The sequence below is a fragment of the Nocardia sp. alder85J genome (genome assembly GCF_020176955.2).
Taxonomy (GTDB): Bacteria; Actinomycetota; Actinomycetes; order Mycobacteriales; family Mycobacteriaceae; genus Nocardia.
The window spans coordinates 341849-358995 of sequence record NZ_JAIUCZ020000008.1 but is presented as its reverse complement, the minus strand read 5'-3'; the positions used below and the strand labels follow the sequence as shown (position 1 = coordinate 358995).

General features: G+C 70.5%; 14 protein-coding genes and 1 tRNA gene. 10 read left to right on the top strand and 5 right to left on the bottom strand.

Annotation, left to right across the window (positions count from 1 at the left end; all coding sequences use genetic code 11):
• Window positions 1-1461, top strand: coding sequence for a DUF58 domain-containing protein (locus LBW94_RS29825; RefSeq protein ID WP_225058024.1), 1461 nt, complete (start codon window positions 1-3; stop codon window positions 1459-1461).
• 6 nt (window positions 1462-1467) lie between these two features.
• Here the strand turns inward: LBW94_RS29825 and LBW94_RS29820 are convergent, their stop codons facing one another.
• Window positions 1468-2259, bottom strand: coding sequence for an RDD family protein (locus LBW94_RS29820; RefSeq protein ID WP_225058023.1), 792 nt, complete (start codon window positions 2257-2259; stop codon window positions 1468-1470).
• Window positions 2260-2419: 160 nt separating this feature from the next.
• Between LBW94_RS29820 and LBW94_RS29815 the strand changes: the two genes are divergently transcribed.
• Window positions 2420-3436 carry a stage II sporulation protein M gene (locus tag LBW94_RS29815; protein ID WP_225058022.1) on the top strand — a complete coding sequence of 339 codons (1017 nt, stop codon included), beginning with the start codon at window positions 2420-2422 and terminating at the stop codon, window positions 3434-3436.
• Window positions 3437-4181: 745 nt separating this feature from the next.
• Complete coding sequence (locus LBW94_RS29810; protein WP_225058021.1) at window positions 4182-4844, top strand: phosphate signaling complex PhoU family protein; 663 nt, start codon at window positions 4182-4184, stop codon at window positions 4842-4844.
• A gap of 147 nt (window positions 4845-4991) precedes the next feature.
• Here the strand turns inward: LBW94_RS29810 and LBW94_RS29805 are convergent.
• A tRNA-Leu gene (locus LBW94_RS29805) sits at window positions 4992-5074 on the bottom strand.
• A gap of 272 nt (window positions 5075-5346) precedes the next feature.
• On the opposite strand from LBW94_RS29805, the gene LBW94_RS29800 reads away from it, so the two are divergent.
• The 7 genes from LBW94_RS29800 to pknB all read left to right on the top strand — a co-directional run bounded on the left by LBW94_RS29800 (window position 5347) and on the right by pknB (window position 15237).
• Complete coding sequence (locus LBW94_RS29800) at window positions 5347-6723, top strand: DUF3662 and FHA domain-containing protein (RefSeq protein WP_225058020.1); 1377 nt, start codon at window positions 5347-5349, stop codon at window positions 6721-6723.
• A gap of 195 nt (window positions 6724-6918) precedes the next feature.
• On the top strand, window positions 6919-7386 hold the full coding sequence (locus LBW94_RS29795; RefSeq protein WP_225058019.1) for an FHA domain-containing protein FhaB: 468 nt from the start codon (window positions 6919-6921) through the stop codon (window positions 7384-7386).
• Entirely contained in the window at window positions 7383-8840 is a 1458-nt protein-coding gene (locus tag LBW94_RS29790) for a PP2C family protein-serine/threonine phosphatase (RefSeq protein ID WP_225058018.1), read from the top strand. Before LBW94_RS29795 ends, LBW94_RS29790 begins: the two co-directional genes overlap by 4 nt.
• The gene (locus LBW94_RS29785; RefSeq protein WP_225058017.1) at window positions 8840-10318 is read left to right on the top strand and encodes an FtsW/RodA/SpoVE family cell cycle protein; all 1479 of its coding nucleotides are present in this window, start codon (window positions 8840-8842) and stop codon (window positions 10316-10318) included. The genes LBW94_RS29790 and LBW94_RS29785 overlap by 1 nt, the downstream gene beginning before the upstream one ends.
• Window positions 10315-11781, top strand: a complete 1467-nt coding sequence (locus tag LBW94_RS29780) for a peptidoglycan D,D-transpeptidase FtsI family protein (protein WP_225058016.1) — start codon at window positions 10315-10317, stop codon at window positions 11779-11781. Before LBW94_RS29785 ends, LBW94_RS29780 begins: the two co-directional genes overlap by 4 nt.
• A 34-nt stretch (window positions 11782-11815) precedes the next feature.
• A complete protein-coding gene (locus LBW94_RS29775) occupies window positions 11816-13351 on the top strand; it encodes a protein kinase domain-containing protein (RefSeq protein WP_225058015.1) in 1536 nt (511 codons plus the stop codon).
• Window positions 13348-15237 carry a Stk1 family PASTA domain-containing Ser/Thr kinase gene (gene pknB / locus LBW94_RS29770; protein ID WP_225058014.1) on the top strand — a complete coding sequence of 630 codons (1890 nt, stop codon included), beginning with the start codon at window positions 13348-13350 and terminating at the stop codon, window positions 15235-15237. Before LBW94_RS29775 ends, pknB begins: the two co-directional genes overlap by 4 nt.
• Here pknB and LBW94_RS29765 read toward each other — a convergent pair whose 3' ends face one another.
• Genes LBW94_RS29765 through LBW94_RS29755 form a run of 3 tightly spaced genes read right to left on the bottom strand, consistent with a single transcriptional unit; the run spans window position 15238 to window position 17080 of the window.
• Window positions 15238-15723: a dCMP deaminase gene (locus LBW94_RS29765; protein ID WP_225058013.1), complete on the bottom strand. Its 486-nt coding sequence runs from the start codon at window positions 15721-15723 to the stop codon at window positions 15238-15240. It abuts the gene before it with no gap.
• The gene (locus tag LBW94_RS29760; RefSeq protein ID WP_225058012.1) at window positions 15720-16442 is read right to left on the bottom strand and encodes a RibD family protein; all 723 of its coding nucleotides are present in this window, start codon (window positions 16440-16442) and stop codon (window positions 15720-15722) included. The genes LBW94_RS29765 and LBW94_RS29760 overlap by 4 nt, the downstream gene beginning before the upstream one ends.
• Window positions 16439-17080: an aminodeoxychorismate/anthranilate synthase component II gene (locus LBW94_RS29755; protein WP_225058011.1), complete on the bottom strand. Its 642-nt coding sequence runs from the start codon at window positions 17078-17080 to the stop codon at window positions 16439-16441. The genes LBW94_RS29760 and LBW94_RS29755 overlap by 4 nt, the downstream gene beginning before the upstream one ends.
• Window positions 17081-17147 lie beyond the last annotated feature (67 nt).

Sequence of the window (17147 nt, the reverse complement as noted above, 5' to 3'; positions counted from 1 at the left end):
ATGGTGCTGACGGGCCGGGCGGCCGTACTGGCGGCCGCGGCCGCGCTGATCGTCATGCTCGCGGCGCCCTCCTGGGCCGGGGTGGTGGTGACGACGAGCCTGCTGCTCGTCGCGATCGCCGTGGATGTCGCGACCGCGGGCCCGGCGGCCCGGCTGACACTGTCCCGACCGCCGCTGACCGTGGTGCGGGCCGGTCGGGAGACCGGGGTGACGCTCGAGGTGGTGAACACCGGCGCCCGCACGATCCGCGGCCGGCTGTGGGACGACTGGCCGGACAGCGCCCGCGCCACCCCCGTCGCCGCGCACCGGCTGCGGCTGCCCCCGAACACCAAATTCGGCGTCACCACCCGGTTGTCCCCGGCGCAGCGCGGGGACCGGGTGGCCGGGCCGGTCACCCTGCGGCTGATCGGCCCGCTGGGCCTGGCCGGCCGGCAGGTCCGCCGTACGGTCCCGGCCCGGGTCCGGGCCCTGCCCCCGTTCCGCGCCGAACGGATCCTGGTCTCGAAGGTGAAGCTGGTCCAGCATCTGGAGGGCCGCAATGTGGTGAACATGCGCGGCCAGGGTTCGGAATTCGATTCCTTCCGCGAATACGTCGCCGGTGACGACGTCCGGGCCATCGACTGGCGGGCCACCGCGCGGGCGACCGACGTCCTGGTCCGCACCTGGCGGCCGGAACGCAACCGGCATGTCCTGATGCTGCTCGACACCGGCCGGTCCGCGGCGGGCCGCGTGAGTTCCCGTGCCGCGGGGACGGCCGGTCCGGGCGGTTCCACGCCGACAGGTCCGGTCGGCTCCACCGCGGCCGGTCGGGACGGTGCCACGGCGGCGAATCACCACGGCGGCGCCGCGCCCGGACAATCGGGCCGCCCGAACCCGGCGGCCGGTCGTCCCGTCCTCGACGGCACCCGGCTGGACGCGAACATCGAGGCGGCGCTGCTGCTGGGCGGGCTGGCCGCGGCGGCGGGCGACACCGTCGACCTGATCGCCTACGACCGGTCGGTGCGCGCCGAGGTCCGGGGCGCGAGCGGTCGCGGTGTGCAACCGACGTTGATGCACGCGCTGTCCGGGGTGGTGCCGGCGCTGGTGGACACCGATACCGCCGGCCTGGTGCGCACGGCGATCCGGTACGCCCGCCGGCGCAGCCTGGTGGTGTGGTTCACCAGCCTGGACGGCGCCCTGGTGGAGGAGAACCTGCTGCCGGTGCTGCCGATCCTCACCGCGCGGCACCGGGTGCTGCTGGTCTCGGTCACCGATGCGGAACTGACCGCGGCGGCCGGGACCCGCGGCACCACGGCCGAGGTGTTCACCGCCGCGGCGGCCGAGAGCGCGCTGGCCGAACGCGCCCTGGTCCGCGAGACGCTGCGCCGCCGCGGGGTCGAGGTGATCGCGGCCGACGCGGAACAGCTGCCGGGCCTGCTCGGCGACGAATATCTGGAACTCAAGCAGTCCGGCGCGGTCTGACCGCCGCTACCAGGAGACGTGTTCCAGCGGCATGAGATTCGGCTGGGCGGGCACGCCGAGGGTGCGGCGTTGCCGCTCGGAGATGACGGCACCGAGGATGTGCAGCGGCGGACTGCCCGGCGGCGGCACCGCACGGATCCGCGCGCACACGGCGGTCACCAGCGCCTGTCCCAGCCGCTGCTGGGTCTCCGGGGTCAGTTCGAAGTATCGGGTGAGGTAGTGCCGGGTGGGCAGCGCCAGATCCTCGGTGAGCCCGGACAGGTCGAGTTGCCGCGCCCACTCCTGCATCCAGGGCGGCATGATCGCCAGCTTGGGCCACGGGATCCTGGTGCGGTCGTAGACCACCACGGTCCCGGCCAGCACGTCGCCGACCCGCCGCGCCCGCGCCGAGCACAGCGAGGTCAACACCCCGATCGCACCGAACACCCCGAAGGCCCAGAAGTCGATGATCACCGCGGCCAGGCCGCGGGTGAGGGCGTGCCGGAAGTCGATCGGGCCGCCGTCGCCGCGCACCACCCGCAGCCCGAGCGCAGCCTTGCCCGGGGTGCGGCCGCGCAGCAGCGTCTCCCAGACGATCGGATATCCGGCCAGCACGGCCACGAACGTGACCGTGAACGCGGTGTCCCACCAGGCCAGATCGGCGCCGAAGAGGGCGAGCAGCGCCATCACGCCGACAGTGAGCCCCCAGCCCAGCATCACCTGCAGCAGCACGTCGAGGACGAAGGCCACCGCCCGGGTGGGGATCCGGGCGATCGGCAGGTCGAGGGCGACGGCCTCGCCGGTGGTGAATACCGCCATGTCCGTCCCCACCGTCGGTGCCCGGTCCCGGACCGGCCGCTGCCAATTCGCCGTGTGCGAGCGCATCGCGCCCGAACGCACCTCCACAGATTAACCTTTCGGGAGGCCCCCTTCGAAAGACGCGGCGGCCACGCGGTATCCGGCACGGGAGGGCCCACCGATGGATGTGGACGCATACGCCTACGCGCATCGGCGGGCCTGGGAGCGGCTCGACCAGCTGTCGCGCCGCCGCCGGTTGACCGGGGCGGAATCCGACGAACTGGTGGCGCTGTACCGGCGGACCTCCCAGCAGGTGGCCCGATTGCAGGTGCAGTCGCCGGAGGCGGAGCTGCTGGCCGGGCTGAGCACGGTGCTGGGCCGGGCGCGGGCCCGGATCCTGGGCAGCCGCGCGGATGCCTGGGCGGAGATCGGCCGCTTCTTCACCCACCGGTTCCCAGCGGCGGTGTATCGCGCCCGCTGGTGGTGGCTGGGGGTGGCCGCGGTATTCCTCGCGCTGGCCACCGGACTGGCGCTCTGGGTGCCCGGATCCGGCACCGCGCACCGGGCGCTGGGACTGCCCGCCGACACCGGCGATCTCACCGATCCCGGCGGGAAGTTCGAGACCTACTACTCCGAACATCCGCACGACGCCTTCGCCGCCCAGGTGTGGACGAACAACGCCTGGGTGGCCGCCGGCGCCCTGTTCACCGGGGCGCTGATCCTGCCGGCGGTGTACATGCTCTTCATGAACGCGCTCAACCTGGGCGTCTCGGCCGGGCTGATGGCCCAGGCGGGACGGCTGGAATCGTTCTTCGGCTTCATCCTCCCGCACGGGATGCTGGAGCTCACCGCGATCTTCGTGGCGGGTGGCGCCGGCCTGCAACTGGGCTGGACACTGATCGATCCGGGCCGGTACAGCCGCGCCCGGGCGCTGGCGCGGCGCGGACGGGCGGCGGCCACGATCGCGCTGGGGCTGGCGGGCGTGCTGCTGGTATCCGGACTGATCGAGGGTTTCGTGACCCCCAGCGGCTGGCCCGCGCCGATTCGGATCGGGGTGGGCGTGATCGCCGAGCTGGCCTTCCTCGGTTACGTGTTCGGGCCGGGACGGTGGGCCGCGCACGCGGAGGCGGGATGGCAGGCCGAATCGCCGCGCACAGCCGATGACATATCAGCTACCGAATGGCGCATACCCGCCTGAACGAATCGAGCGGCCCGGATCGAGGGCCTCGAGGAGAAGATTCGGACCCTGCCAACCGGTCCGGATTTGAGATCCACTGGCCGCAGCGAGTCCAGCTCAGCTGCGGCCAGCGTTAGCTACAACTCTACACAATCGTTATCGCGATGCAACCGTCCCCGCGCCGGTCGAGACCGCGAGCGGACCTTCCGGGCAAAGGGTGACGAGGCGGTCCGGAGCCGTTTTAGCTACCCTTCAGCTATCAAATTTCGAGGCCGAAAAGGGCTGAACGCCCCTATCACACACCCTCCGGTCGCGCATCCGATCGGATCATCGCGAGCCGCTCCGCACCTCGTGCACGGCGGTTTGCCCCATCGCCACCACACTTCGGAACGCCGCCGGGAACAGGCCCGTACGCTGGCCGTTCACCCGAAGTACATCAGGTGGCGGGCAGATTGCCACCCAGAAAACAGACTGCAAGTTTGTTTAAGGGCAATGATTCAAGATACGAGTCAGGTGATAATCACACTTCGCTGTATCGCAACTTAATTTCATCCGGAGCGAGGGCGCACCGTGTTCGCTCGACGGCCCCTGCAACCCGCCGAACCGGTTACCCCGGTACCGGTCCGGACCGGCCGAATGCGGCGAAGATCACACCACCGGGCCGGTCCAGGCACTTCCGCCACCGAGACGCCCCACAGCGGCGGAACCCGCTGGTCGGTTTCTCGTAAACTGTGCGCTTGACGCCGCAACCAGTGAAGATAACGGTGTGCGGACGAAATTCTCCTCCGAGCTCGCGGCACTGACCGAGGAGCTCGCCGGGCTGGCGAGCCTGGCGCAGGAGGCCACCGAACGGGTCGCGGTGGCGGTGACCGAGGCGAACCTCACCGCTGCCTACGAAGTCTTCGCCATCGACGAACAGCTCCGGCAACGGCACGGGGCCTGCGAGAACCGAGCGGTGATCCTGCTCGCCCTGGAAGCCCCCGTCGCCCGCGATCTCCGGCATGTGGTGAGCGCCATGCAGATCGGCGACGATCTGGCGCAGATGAGCTGGCTCACCAGCCGGATCGCCGACAGCGTGGTGCACCGGTATCCGGCCCCGGTCGCGGCCGCGGACATCATCGAACTGCTCGGCGAGATCGGCCGTGCCACCGCGGATCTGGCGGCGGCGGCGCGGCGGGCCATCATCGCCGACACCCCCGCCGCGGACGATTCGCCGGTGCTGCCGGACCGCGCGCTCGCCGAGGCCAGACAGCAGCTGCTGCAAGCGGTCTCGGCCCCGGACTGGCCGCACGGCCACGCCACCGCCGTGGATCTGGCGCTGCTGGTGCACCACTACGAGCGCTGCGCCGAGCACTGTGTCCGGATCGGCCGGCTGATCCGTTTCTTCCACACCGGTCTGCCGCTGTCGGTGCAGACGCCGGAGGAGTGATCGGGGACGGGCGCCGCCCCGGCGCCACCGCCGCGGCGGCGGCCGGGCGCACCGCATGGACGCGCCTGCCGAGGGGGATGTACCTACCGATGAAAATGACTCAGGCCGATCATCGGAAACTCGATGATCGGCCTGATTCCATTACTGTGGGCGAAGGGGGACTTGAACCCCCACGTCCCGAAGGACACTGGCACCTGAAGCCAGCGCGTCTGCCATTCCGCCACTCGCCCGAGCGACTGGAGAACACTAACACGGCCTTTTGCCTGATAAGAAATCGGCTGGTCAGATACCTTAACCGAGATTATCCAGGGTCGTTTGCAGGACTATCCTGGGCCGGGGAACTCCTCCTGCCTGCCAAGAGTTACAGGGGTGGAGGATCGTGGATATCATGCAGGGACTGTGTCCGTCCGGCGACACGCCCTATTTGCGTGTCACGGAATGATGGCAACTGGCGGAGACGACACCCGCACGTCGTACGGCGTGCACGGAGAGGAGGCAGGCGATGGGCATCGTGTCCCGTTTCGAGCGCCGTCTCCAGGGGGCCGTGGGCGATGCGTTCGCCCGGGTCTTCGGTGGCAGTGTCGTTCCCCAGGAGGTGGAAGCGGCGTTGCAACGCGAGGCGACGGACCGGGTCACCGAACTCGAGGGCGGGCACCTGCTCGCCCCGAACCGCTACGTGATCACCGTCAACCCTTCCGACCTGCAGCAACTGGATGCCGACGAGGATCTGACCGTACGCGCGTTCGCCAAACATCTGCAGGATTACATTCACGATCAGGGCTGGCAGACGTATGGCGAAGTGCACGTCGAATTCGAAGCATCCCCTACGCTGCACACCGGACAGTTCAGGACGCACGGCCGGGTCGACCCGGACGTGGGTCGCCGGGAACCCCCGGCGCACCGACCTCCCGACCGACCTGGACACCGTCCCCCACAACGAACCGCAACCCCGCAACCAGGAGCTGGCCCCATGACGCAGAACTCTGGCTACGACCCCAGCCGTGAGCCCGCGGAGTCCGATCCACGCAATCGCGGGTACGCGCCGCCACCCGCTCAGGGCGGCTACCGCGAGGACTACGGCCGTGGGCAGCAGCAGTACGGCGAGTACGGCGCCCAGGAGTCGCAGCAGGGCTACGGCGAGTACCAGAACGGCTACGACTACTCCGGCGGCAACGCCGCCGGGTACGGCCAGCAGGGCGCCGGCTACGGGCAGCAGCAGGGTTACGGCCAGCAGGGCGGTTACGAGCAGCAGGGCGGCTACGCCGAGCAGGGCTACGGGCAGCAGCAGGGCTACGGCCAGCAGAGCGGCTACGACCAAGGCTACGGCGACCAGGCGTACGGCCAGCAGCAGGGCTACGCCGACCAGGGTTACGGCCAGCAGGGCGGTGGCTACGGCCAGCAGCCGGGCTACGGCCAGCAGGGCTACGCCGAGCCGGGCTACGGCCAGCAGCAGGCGTACGGGCAGCAGGCCCCCGCGGGCTACAACCAGGGCTACGGCGCCGCCGAGGACCAGGCCTACGGTCAGCAGGCCGGCTACGCGCAGCAGGGCGCCGGTTACGGCGCCGCGGCGGCGCAGCCGCGCGGCGGCTCGGGCTACTCCGCCACCCTCCAGCTGGACGACGGCAGCGGCCGGACTTACCAGCTGCGGGAAGGCAGCAACATCATCGGCCGCGGCCAGGACGCCCACTTCCGGCTGCCGGATACCGGGGTCTCCCGCCGCCACATCGAGGTGCGCTGGGACGGTCAGACCGCGATGTTGTCCGACCTGGGGTCGACGAACGGCACGCTGGTCAACGGGTCGCCCGTCCAGGACTGGCAGCTGGCCGACGGCGATGTGATCCGCGCCGGGCATTCCGAGATCCTGATCCGAATCGTCTGATCCCGTAAGCTCGCCGGTGCAGGTCACGGTGTGACCCGAGATTCCCCTCGGTCGTATCGTGATCGCAACCGGTCGTCGGCCCTATGATGCTGCCAACACTCGGTCGGCTTGCAGCACCAGGTCCGCAGTCGGCCGATCAGCCGGTTGGGGGACGAACCGTACCTACGACACCGGTCGAACAGGAGGTGGAGCGCCGTGCAGGGACTGATCCTGCAACTGACCCGTGCGGGGTTCCTGCTGCTGTTGTGGCTTTTCGTGTGGGCGGTGCTCCGCACCCTGCGCAGCGACATCTACGCGGCATCCGGAATTCGGATCCAGCCCCGGGCCGCACGCGGTTCCGCGGTGCTGCCGTCCTTCAACCGGGGCCAGAAGGGCGCCAAATCTCTAGTGGTGACTCAGGGTTCACTCGCCGGCACGCGCATCACGCTGGGCACCCAGCCGGTGCTCATCGGGCGTGCCGACGACTCCACACTCGTTTTGACCGACGACTACGCTTCGACCCGGCACGCTCGGCTGTCGCCACGCGGTGAGGACTGGTACGTCGAAGATCTAGGCTCCACCAACGGGACCTACCTCGATCGAGCGAAGGTCACCACCCCGGTCCGAGTTCCGCTCGGTACCCCTGTCCGTGTCGGTAAGACAGTGATCGAGCTGCGATCGTGACACTTGTTCTCCGCTACGCAGCGCGCAGCGACCGTGGTCTGGTCCGGGCCAACAACGAAGATTCCGTCTACGCCGGCGCGCGGCTGCTCGCCCTCGCCGACGGCATGGGCGGTCATGCGGCCGGTGAGGTCGCCTCCCAGCTGATGATCGCGGCGCTCGCCCATCTCGACGACGACGAGCCGGGCGACGATCTGCTCGGCAAGCTGGATCGCGCGGTGCGGGAGGGTAATGCCGCCATCGCCGATCAGGTCGAGGAGGAGCCGGAACTCGACGGCATGGGCACGACGCTCACCGCCATCCTGTTCGCGGGCCGCAAACTCGGCCTGGCCCACATCGGCGATTCGCGCGCCTACATGCTCCGCGGCGGCGAGCTGTCCCAGATCACCCGCGACGACACCTTCGTGCAGTCGCTGGTCGACGAGGGCCGGATCACGCCCGAGCAGGCGCACACCCATCCGCAGCGTTCGCTGATCATGCGCGCCCTCACCGGCAACGAGATCGAGCCCACGCTGATCGTCCGGGAGGCGCGGGCCGGCGACCGCTACCTGCTCTGCTCCGACGGCCTGTCCGACGTGGTCAGCGACGAGACGATCGCGAACACGATGCGCGAGGGCAACACCGACGACGCGGCCGACCGGCTCATCGAGCTGGCGCTGCGCAGCGGAGGCCCGGACAACGTGACGGTCGTCGTCGCCGACGTCATCGATCTGGACTACGGCCAGAGCCATCCGATCGTCGCGGGCGCCGCCTCCGGCGAGGACGAGGACACCCCGCCACCGAACACCGCAGCCGGGCGGGCCGCCGCGATGCGCCCCCCACGCGCGACGCCGCGACGGGCCCCCGTCGCGGCGGAACCACCGGCCCCGCGTAAGAGTCACAAGCTGCGCTGGATCGTGCTGTCGCTGGCGTTGCTGATCGCCGTGGTGGCCGGGCTCGCGGTGGGCTACAAGATGATTCGCGGCAACTACTACGTCGGCGCCGAGAACGGCAACGTGGTGGTGCTGCGCGGGCTGCCCGGTGCGGTGCTCGGCTACTCCATCCACGACGTCGATCAGGTGTCGTGCGTGGACCACGACGGCCGGCTCACCCTGATGCGCCCCGGCGCCGGATTTCCCGGCGGCTGCCGGCAGCTCCAGGTCACCGATCTGAAGCAGACCGGCCGGGACAAGGTCAACAACGGCCTGCCGCCGGGCTCCTTCGACAGCGCCCGCCGCCAGCTGGAGATCCTGGCCCACCAGGATCTGCTGCCCGCCTGCGTGGTCGCGCCGGCGCAGCAGCCGGTGACCACCCAGGCGCCGGCGCCGGTTCCCGTCGACACCACCGCCGCGGCCCCGCCGCCCGGTGACGCCCCGCCGCCGCCTCCGCCCACCGAGACCAAGCCGCCGGCGCCGGCGCCGACCACCATCGCGCAGCCGCCGCAGACCCCGGGGGAGAACTGCAGGAAGGCGGACTGATGTCCGCACCGGCAGCGCCGTCCACCGGAGCGTTCCCGAATCCTCCGGGCGGGTTCGCCCCCGCGCCTGCACCCGCGACCCGGCGCAACGTCGAGTTGCTGCTGCTGGCCTTCGCGGTCGTCATCACCGCGGTCGCGGTGGTGCTGGTGGAGGCGGGGCAGAATCAGCGGATCACCCGGGAACTGGCGACGGTGGCGCTGGCCGATCTGGCGCTGTTCGGCGTCGCGCATCTGGCCGTGCGCCGGTTCGCGTTGTTCGCCGATCCGTTGCTGCTGCCGATCGTGGCCCTGCTCAACGGGATCGGGCTGGTGCTGGTGCACCGGCTGGATCTCGGCAGCGAGCAGACCGCGGCCTCCAATTTCGCGCCGGTGCCGCCGCCGGACGCGAACCACCAACTGCTGTGGACCGCACTGGGTATCGGACTGTTCGTCGCGGTGCTCGCCGGGCTGCGCGATTACCGCACCCTGGCCCGGCACGGTTATCTGCTCGGCCTGCTGGGCCTGGCCGCCCTGGTGCTGCCGGCGATTCTCCCGGAGCGTTGGTCGGAGACGAACGGCGCGCGAATCTGGTTGCGGCTGAACGGATTCACCATCCAGCCGGTGGAGTTCGCCAAGATCCTGCTGATCGTGTGCTTCGCGGCGGTGCTGGTGTCGCGGCGCGACATGTTCACCGCGGCCGGCCGGCATCTGCTCGGCGTCGAACTGCCCCGGCTGCGTGATCTGGGCCCGCTGCTGCTGGTCTGGCTGGCCTGCACCGCGGCGCTGGTGTTCGAACAGGATCTCGGTGTCGCACTGCTGATCTTCGCCTCCGCGCTGGCGCTGCTGTACATCGCGACCGAGCGGGTGGGCTGGCTGTTCGCCGGGGCGGTGCTGACGGTGGCCGGCTACCTCGTCGCCTACCACTGCTCCGATCGGGTGCGGATCCGGATCTCCGCCTGGATCCATCCGTTCGCCGACTATCACAACACCGGCTATCAGATCGCCCAGTCGCTGTTCGGCCTGGCCACCGGCGGGCTCGCGGGCACCGGGCTGGGCAGCGGCCGGCCGAATCAGGTGCCGTTCGCCAAGACCGATTTCATCGTCGCCACCGTCGGCGAGGAGCTGGGCCTGATCGGCCTCACCGCCGTGCTGGTGCTGTTCACGGTGCTGGTGCTGCGCGGCCTGCGCACCGCGCTGGCGGTGCGCGACAGCTTCGGCAAGCTGCTCGCCGCCGGACTGGCCTTCGCCCTCGGACTGCAGGTCTTCCTGGTCTTCGGCGGGGTCACCAAGCTGCTGCCGGTCACCGGGCTGGCCACGCCGTTCCTCTCCTACGGCGGTTCGTCCCTGCTGACCAACTACGTGCTGCTGGCGCTGCTGGTGAAGATCTCCGACGCCGCGCGCGCTCCCGCCCCGGCCCGTCGCAAGGACACGGCGCCGACGGCCATGATGGAGCGGCCGACGGCGCTGATCCCGACCGGAAGCGGGGAGGCGACCGGATGAACACCCCGTTGCGGCGCGTCGCGATGGCGGTGCTGCTGATGATCGTGGCGCTGCTGCTCAATGCCACCTACGTCCAGGTGATCAAGGCGGACAGCCTGCGCAGCGATCCGCGCAACTCGCGGGTGCTGCTGGACGAGTACTCCCGGCAGCGCGGCCAGATCTCGGCCGGCGGCGCCGTGCTCGCCAGTTCGATCGCCACCGACGACCGGTACAAGTACCTGCGCACCTACCCCACCGATCCGACGGCGTACGCGCCGATCACCGGTTTCTACTCGATGCAGTACGGCAGCACCGGCCTGGAGCACGCCGAGGATTCGATGCTCAACGGCTCGGACAGCCAGCTGTTCGGGCGGCGGCTGATCGACCTGGTGTCCGGCCGCGACCCGCGCGGCGGCAACGTGCTCACCACGATCAATCCGGCGATGCAGAAGATCGCCTACGACCAGCTGACCAGCAAGGGGTACACCGGTTCGGTGGTGGCCATCGAGCCGAGCACCGGCCGGATCCTGACCATGGTGTCCACGCCCAGCTACGACCCGAACCAGCTGTCCGGGCACGACGGCGCCCGCGACACCCAGTCCTGGGAGTCGCTGTCCTCGGATTCGCGCCAGCCGATGCTCAATCGCGCGGTGTCGCAGACGTATCCGCCCGGCTCCACGTTCAAGGTGGTGGTGGCCGCGGCCGCGCTGTCGGCCGGCATCAAGCCCGAGGACCAGTTCACCGCCGCGCCGAACATCACCCTGCCGGACACCACCACCACGCTGGAGAACTACAACGGCACACCCTGCGGCAACGGGCCCACGGCCTCGATGTCCGACGCCTTCGCGCGGTCCTGCAACACGGCCTTCGCGGAGATCGGCATGAAGGTCGGTGCCGCGAAGCTCAAGGACGAGGCCGCGGCCTTCGGCATCGGGCAGCACGCCAACATCCCGATCCCGGTGGCCGACAGCACCGTCGGCACCATCTCCAGCACCGCGGCGCTGGCCCAGAGCAGCATCGGGCAGCGCGACGTCGCCCTCACCCCGCTGGACGACGCCGTCATCGCCGCCACCATCGCCAACGGCGGGGTGCGGATGGAGCCGCACCTGGTCGACCAGTTGCAGGGCCCGGACCTGAGCGACCTCTCGCGCACCAAGCCGGTGTCGGTGGGCCAGGCGGTCAGCGCCCAGGTGGCGTCCACGGTGACCGGCATGATGATCGCCTCGGAGAACTACTCCACCGGCGGTGTGAACACACGTCCCTATCAGATCGCGTCCAAGACCGGGACCGCCGAGCACGGCACCGACCCCCGCAACACGCCTCCGCACGCCTGGTACATCGCCTTCGCACCGGCGGCGAATCCGAAGATCGCGATCGCGGTCATCGTGGAGAACGGCGGAGATCGCGCCCTCGCGGCCACCGGCGCGTCGGTGGCGGCGCCCATCGCTCGGGCCGTCCTCGACGCGGGCCTGCAGGCGGGCTGAACGACATGAACAGAGATAGCCTACGGGGGCTGGAATGCTGAACAACGGTGCGATGATCGCGGACCGGTATCGACTGCAACGGCTCATCGCCACCGGCGGCATGGGACAGGTGTGGGAGGCCCTCGACACCCGGCTGGACCGCCGGGTCGCGGTGAAGGTGCTCAAGGCCGAGTTCTCCGCGGACCCGACCTTCCGGCACCGGTTCCGCACCGAGGCGAAGACCACCGCACAGCTCAACCACCCCGGCATCGCGGGCATCTACGACTACGGCGAGACCTTCGACCAGGCCGGCGGTGAGACCGCCTACCTGGTGATGGAGCTGGTGCAGGGCGAGCCGCTGAACGCGGTGCTGAGCCGGATGGGCCGGCTGTCGGTGGCCCAGGGCCTGGACATGCTGGAGCAGACCGGCCGGGCGCTCGAGGTCGCGCACGCCGCGGGCGTGGTGCACCGGGACGTGAAGCCCGGCAACATCCTCGTGACGCCGACCGGCCAGGTGAAGATCACCGACTTCGGCATCGCCAAGGCCGTCGACGCCTCGCCGGTCACCAAGACCGGCATGGTGATGGGCACCGCGCAGTACATCGCGCCCGAACAGGCCACCGGCGAGGACGCCACCTCCGCCAGCGACGTGTACTCCCTCGGCGTCGTCGGCTACGAGGCGCTGGCCGGGCAACGGCCGTTCAGCGGTGACGGCGCGCTGACCGTCGCGATGAAACACGTCCGCGACACCCCGCCGCCGATGCCCGGCGATCTGCCCGCCAACGTGCGCGAGCTGATCGAGATCACGATGACCAAGGATCCGACGCGGCGCTACCGCAGCGGCGGGGAGTTCGCCGATGCCGTGGCCGCGGTGCGCTCCGGGCGGCGGCCGCCGATGCCGCGCGGCATGGGCAGCACTCCGACCGGCGCGGCGCGGGTGCTGCCGCCCACCGGGCCGACCGCCGTGATGTCCCGCGGCGACTACGACCGTTACACCCAGCCGGGGCGGCATCAGCCGCCGGGTGGCGGCGCCACCACGGTGCTGCCGAACCGCCCGGTCACCCCGCCGCCCGGTACCTACGACGATCGCGGGCCGCGCTTCACCAACGCGCAGAAGGCGGCCGCCGGCGGTGTCGTGGGCGTCCTCCTGATCGCTCTCGTCATCGGGCTGTTGTTGAAGGGGTCCTCGCATCCGGCGCCGACCGGCACGGTCGGGACGACCACCTCGGTGGTGGCGCCGTCGCCGACCACCACCACCGCGCCGACGACCACGGTCACCACGACCACCGAGGACGAGACCACGACCAGACAGGCGCCGCCTCCGCCGGTGACCACCGTGCCGGACACCACCGTCCCCACCACGACGGCACCGCCCAGCAGCACGCCCACCACCACGACGCCGACCACCACCACCCGCGGCCGCCCCACCCCGCCGACCACCAGTGGTCGCGCAGGTTTCCCGGGAATCGACATACCATCAATGCCGAACATCCCCGGCGCCCACGGCACCTCGGGCTACGGCGGCTACTCGAGCGGTAACCAGTACGACAACACCAGCGTCCCAGCCACCGCCTCGCAAGGACTGCCATGACGACCCCGAAGAATCTGGCCTCTCGGTACGAGGTGGGCGAGATCATCGGGTTCGGTGGCATGTCCGAGGTCCACAAGGCCCGTGACCTGCGCCTGGGCCGGGATGTCGCGATCAAGGTGCTGCGCGCCGACCTGGCCCGCGACCCCACCTTCTACCTGCGCTTCAAGCGCGAGGCCCAGAATGCCGCCGCGCTGAACCATCCGGCGATCGTCGCCGTCTACGACACCGGCGAGGCCGAGGTGGACGGCGGCCCGCTGCCGTACATCGTGATGGAGTACGTCGACGGCGAGACCCTGCGCGACATGGTGCGCGGCAAGGGCCCGCTGCCGCCACGGCGGGCGATGGAGATCATCGCCGACGTCTGCGCGGCGCTGGACTTCAGCCACAAGAACGGCATCGTGCACCGGGACATGAAGCCCGCCAACATCATGATCAACCGCCAGGGCGCGGTGAAGGTGATGGATTTCGGCATCGCGCGGGCGCTCGCGGACAGCTCGAATCCGATGACGCAGACCGCCGCGGTGATCGGCACCGCACAGTATCTGTCGCCCGAACAGGCTCGCGGGGAGCAGGTCGACGCCCGCTCCGATGTCTACTCGGTCGGCTGTGTGCTGTTCGAGATTCTCACCGGCGAGCCGCCGTTCACCGGCGATTCCCCGGTCGCGGTCGCCTATCAACACGTGCGCGAGGATCCGCGGCTGCCCTCGCACGTCCATCCCGGGGTGCCGCGCGAGCTCGACTCGGTCGTCCTCAAGGCGATGGCGAAGAATCCGGCCAACCGGTACCAGACCGCGGCCGAGATGCGCGCCGACCTGATCCGGGTACTGGGCGGGCAGCGGCCGAACGCACCCATGGTGATGACCGACGAGGACCGCACCACCTTCCTCGGCAGCATGGATTCGGGTCCGCGCAATTACAGCGACGACACCGACGAGCACGACCTGCGGCGGCCCGATCGCGGCCGACGCACGATGTTGCTCTGGGTCACCGCCGTCGCGGCGGCGATCGTGGCGTTCGCGCTGTACTGGATCCTGCTCGGTCCGGGCAGCCGGCCCGATCAGATCGCCATCCCGGATCTGGCGAACAAACCGGCGGCCTCGGCCCAGACCGACCTGCAGAAGGCCGGTTTCGTGGTGGCGGTGCAGGAGAAACCGGACGGCAAGGTGGCGGCGGGCAATGTCATCGCGACGCAGCCGCTGGGCGGTTCCCGGGTCGACAAGGGCAGCACGGTCACCGTGCAGGTGTCCACCGGTCCGCAGCAGGTGGCGGTGCCGCGGCTGGCGACGCTCAGCCAGCAGCAGGCCGAGCAGCAGTTGAACGCCGTCGGGCTGCGGATGGATCCGCAGGTCGGGCGCAGCGCGTCCAGCGTGGACGACAAGGACAAGGTGGTGAACCAGAATCCGCCGGAGGGCACGAAGGTGGATGCCGGCAGCCCGATCACCCTCTTCCTCGGCAGCGGTCCGGAACAGGTGCGGGTGCCGCAGGTGGTCGGTCAGTCGATCGATGTGGCGCAGCCGAACCTGGAGGTGACCGCGGGCTTCAAGATCTCGATCCAGCAGGTGCAGTCCTCCCGGCCCAAGGGCGAGGTGATCGCGACCACCCCGTCCGGCGGCTCGATGGCCGACAAGGGGTCGACGGTCACCGTGCAGGTGTCCTCCGGCGATCTGACCATGCCCAGCCTGGTCGGCCTGACCCCGGCACAGGCGGTGGACCGACTGCGGTCGGCGGGCTGGACCGGGGGCGCCGGCCAGATCGCGCAGACCACCCAGGGCACCTTCGACGCGGGCAGTGTGGGCCGGATCGTCGATCAGCAGCCCAAGGCCGGATCCTCGGTCGCCAAGGACGGCATCATCACGATCGTCACCGGGGTGCTGGGCCCGCCCTGATCAGGAGAGGTCGAGGTGCCGGTTCATCGACATGGCCTCCGCGGCCAGATCCGGCAGCTCGAGCACCTCGATACCGTGTTCGCGCAGCTGCTCCACCCCGACGCAGTCGGCCACGAAGATGGCCGGCTCCCGCCAGGCGATGACCACCCGGGCGACGCCCGCGGCCAGGATCCGCTCGGCGCACGGCGCCCGGTCGGGCGACGCGCGGCGGGAACAGGGTTCGAGTGTGCTGTACACGGTGGCGCCGGTCAGCCGGGGGTCGTCGCCCAGTTTGTCCAGCGCCGATTCCTCGGCGTGCACCTTGGGGTCGGTCTCCCGGGAATAGCCGTGCGCGAGTTCGATTCCGTCGGCGCCGACGATCACCGCGCCGACGGAGAACGCGGTGGGGCTGCGCGGGCACAGCCGGGCCAGCCCGATGGCATGATGCATCCAGAACCGGTGGGTGGTACCGGGATTCGCTTCCCGTTCTTCGAAATCGGTTGTCACTGTGAGGTTTCCGTTCCGGGCCGGCCCGCGGCGAGGGCCTGCGGAGCGCCGCCGCGGGGAAGATACCGCAGGACCGCGATGTCACCGATGCGGGTGACGTCCGCCAGCACCATTCTCCGCCCCGGCCCGCCCGGGTAGTCGGCCGGATGCAGGAATCGCGGGGCATCGGTGTGGCCGACCAGGATCGGCGCCACCGCCAGCAGCAGTTCGTCGGCCAGCCCCGCGGCGAGGAAACCGGTGTGCAGATGCCCGCCGCCCTCCACCATCAGCCGCCGCACCCCGCGCGCACCCAGATCGTCGAGTAGTGCGCCGAAGCCGACCTCGGGGCCGAGGTCGACGACCTCGGCCAGGCCGGCCAGCCGGGCGCCGAGCTCCGCCGCGGCCGCGGTGGTGGTGTACACCAGTTTGCCGCCGCCGGAATGCAGGAAGCGCAGACCGGGATCGACGTCGCCACCGGCGGTGACGGTGACCTTCACCGGATGTTCCGGCCGCCCCGCCGCGAGCCGCGCGGTCCGCCGCTGCGGGCTCGCGACCAGCAGGCGCGGATCGTCGCGGCGCAGGGTGCGCGCCCCCACCAGGATCGCGTCGGAGTCGGCGCGCAGCGCGTCCACCCGGTCGAAATCCTCCGGATTCGACAGCAGCAACCGCTGCGGGGAGGCGTCGTCGAGATAGCCGTCGATGCTGACCGCGACCGACAGCAGCACGTACGGCCTGGTCACAGCGACAGCGCCGCGACCTCGGCCTCGAGCGTCGCGACCAGGCCCTCGGCGGGCCGGTCGCCGCACACCTCCAGCCAGTTGGCCAGCATCCGGTGCCCGCCCTGGGTCAGCACCGATTCGGGGTGGAACTGCACGCCGTGGATCGGCAGCGTCCGGTGCCGCAATGCCATCACGATGCCGCTCTCGGTGCGCCCGATGACCTCGAGCTCGTCGGGCAGCGTGCCCTCCAGCACGGTCAGCGAGTGGTAGCGGGTGGCGGTGAACGGATCGGGCAGACCGGCCAGCACCCCGGTGCCCTTGTGGAAGACCGAACTGGTCTTGCCGTGCAGCAGTTCCGGCGCGCGGGTGACGGTCGCGCCGAACGCCTCGCCGATGGCCTGGTGACCGAGACAGACGCCCAGCAGCGGGGTGTCGTGCCGGGCGGCCGCGCGAACCAGATCGATGCTGGCCCCGGCGCGGGCCGGGGTGCCCGGGCCGGGGCTGATCAGCACGCCGTCGAAGGCCGTCACGACGTCGTCCACCACCGCCAGGTGCGGATCGTCGTTGCGCCACACCGTGGCCTCGACGCCCAGCTGCCCCAGGTACTGGACCAGGTTGAACACGAAGCTGTCGTAGTTGTCGACCACCAGTACGCGCATGGGTCGAGCCTACGTCGCGCCCGATTCACGGTCGCGGGAATATCCGGCACACGCCCCGGCAACCGTC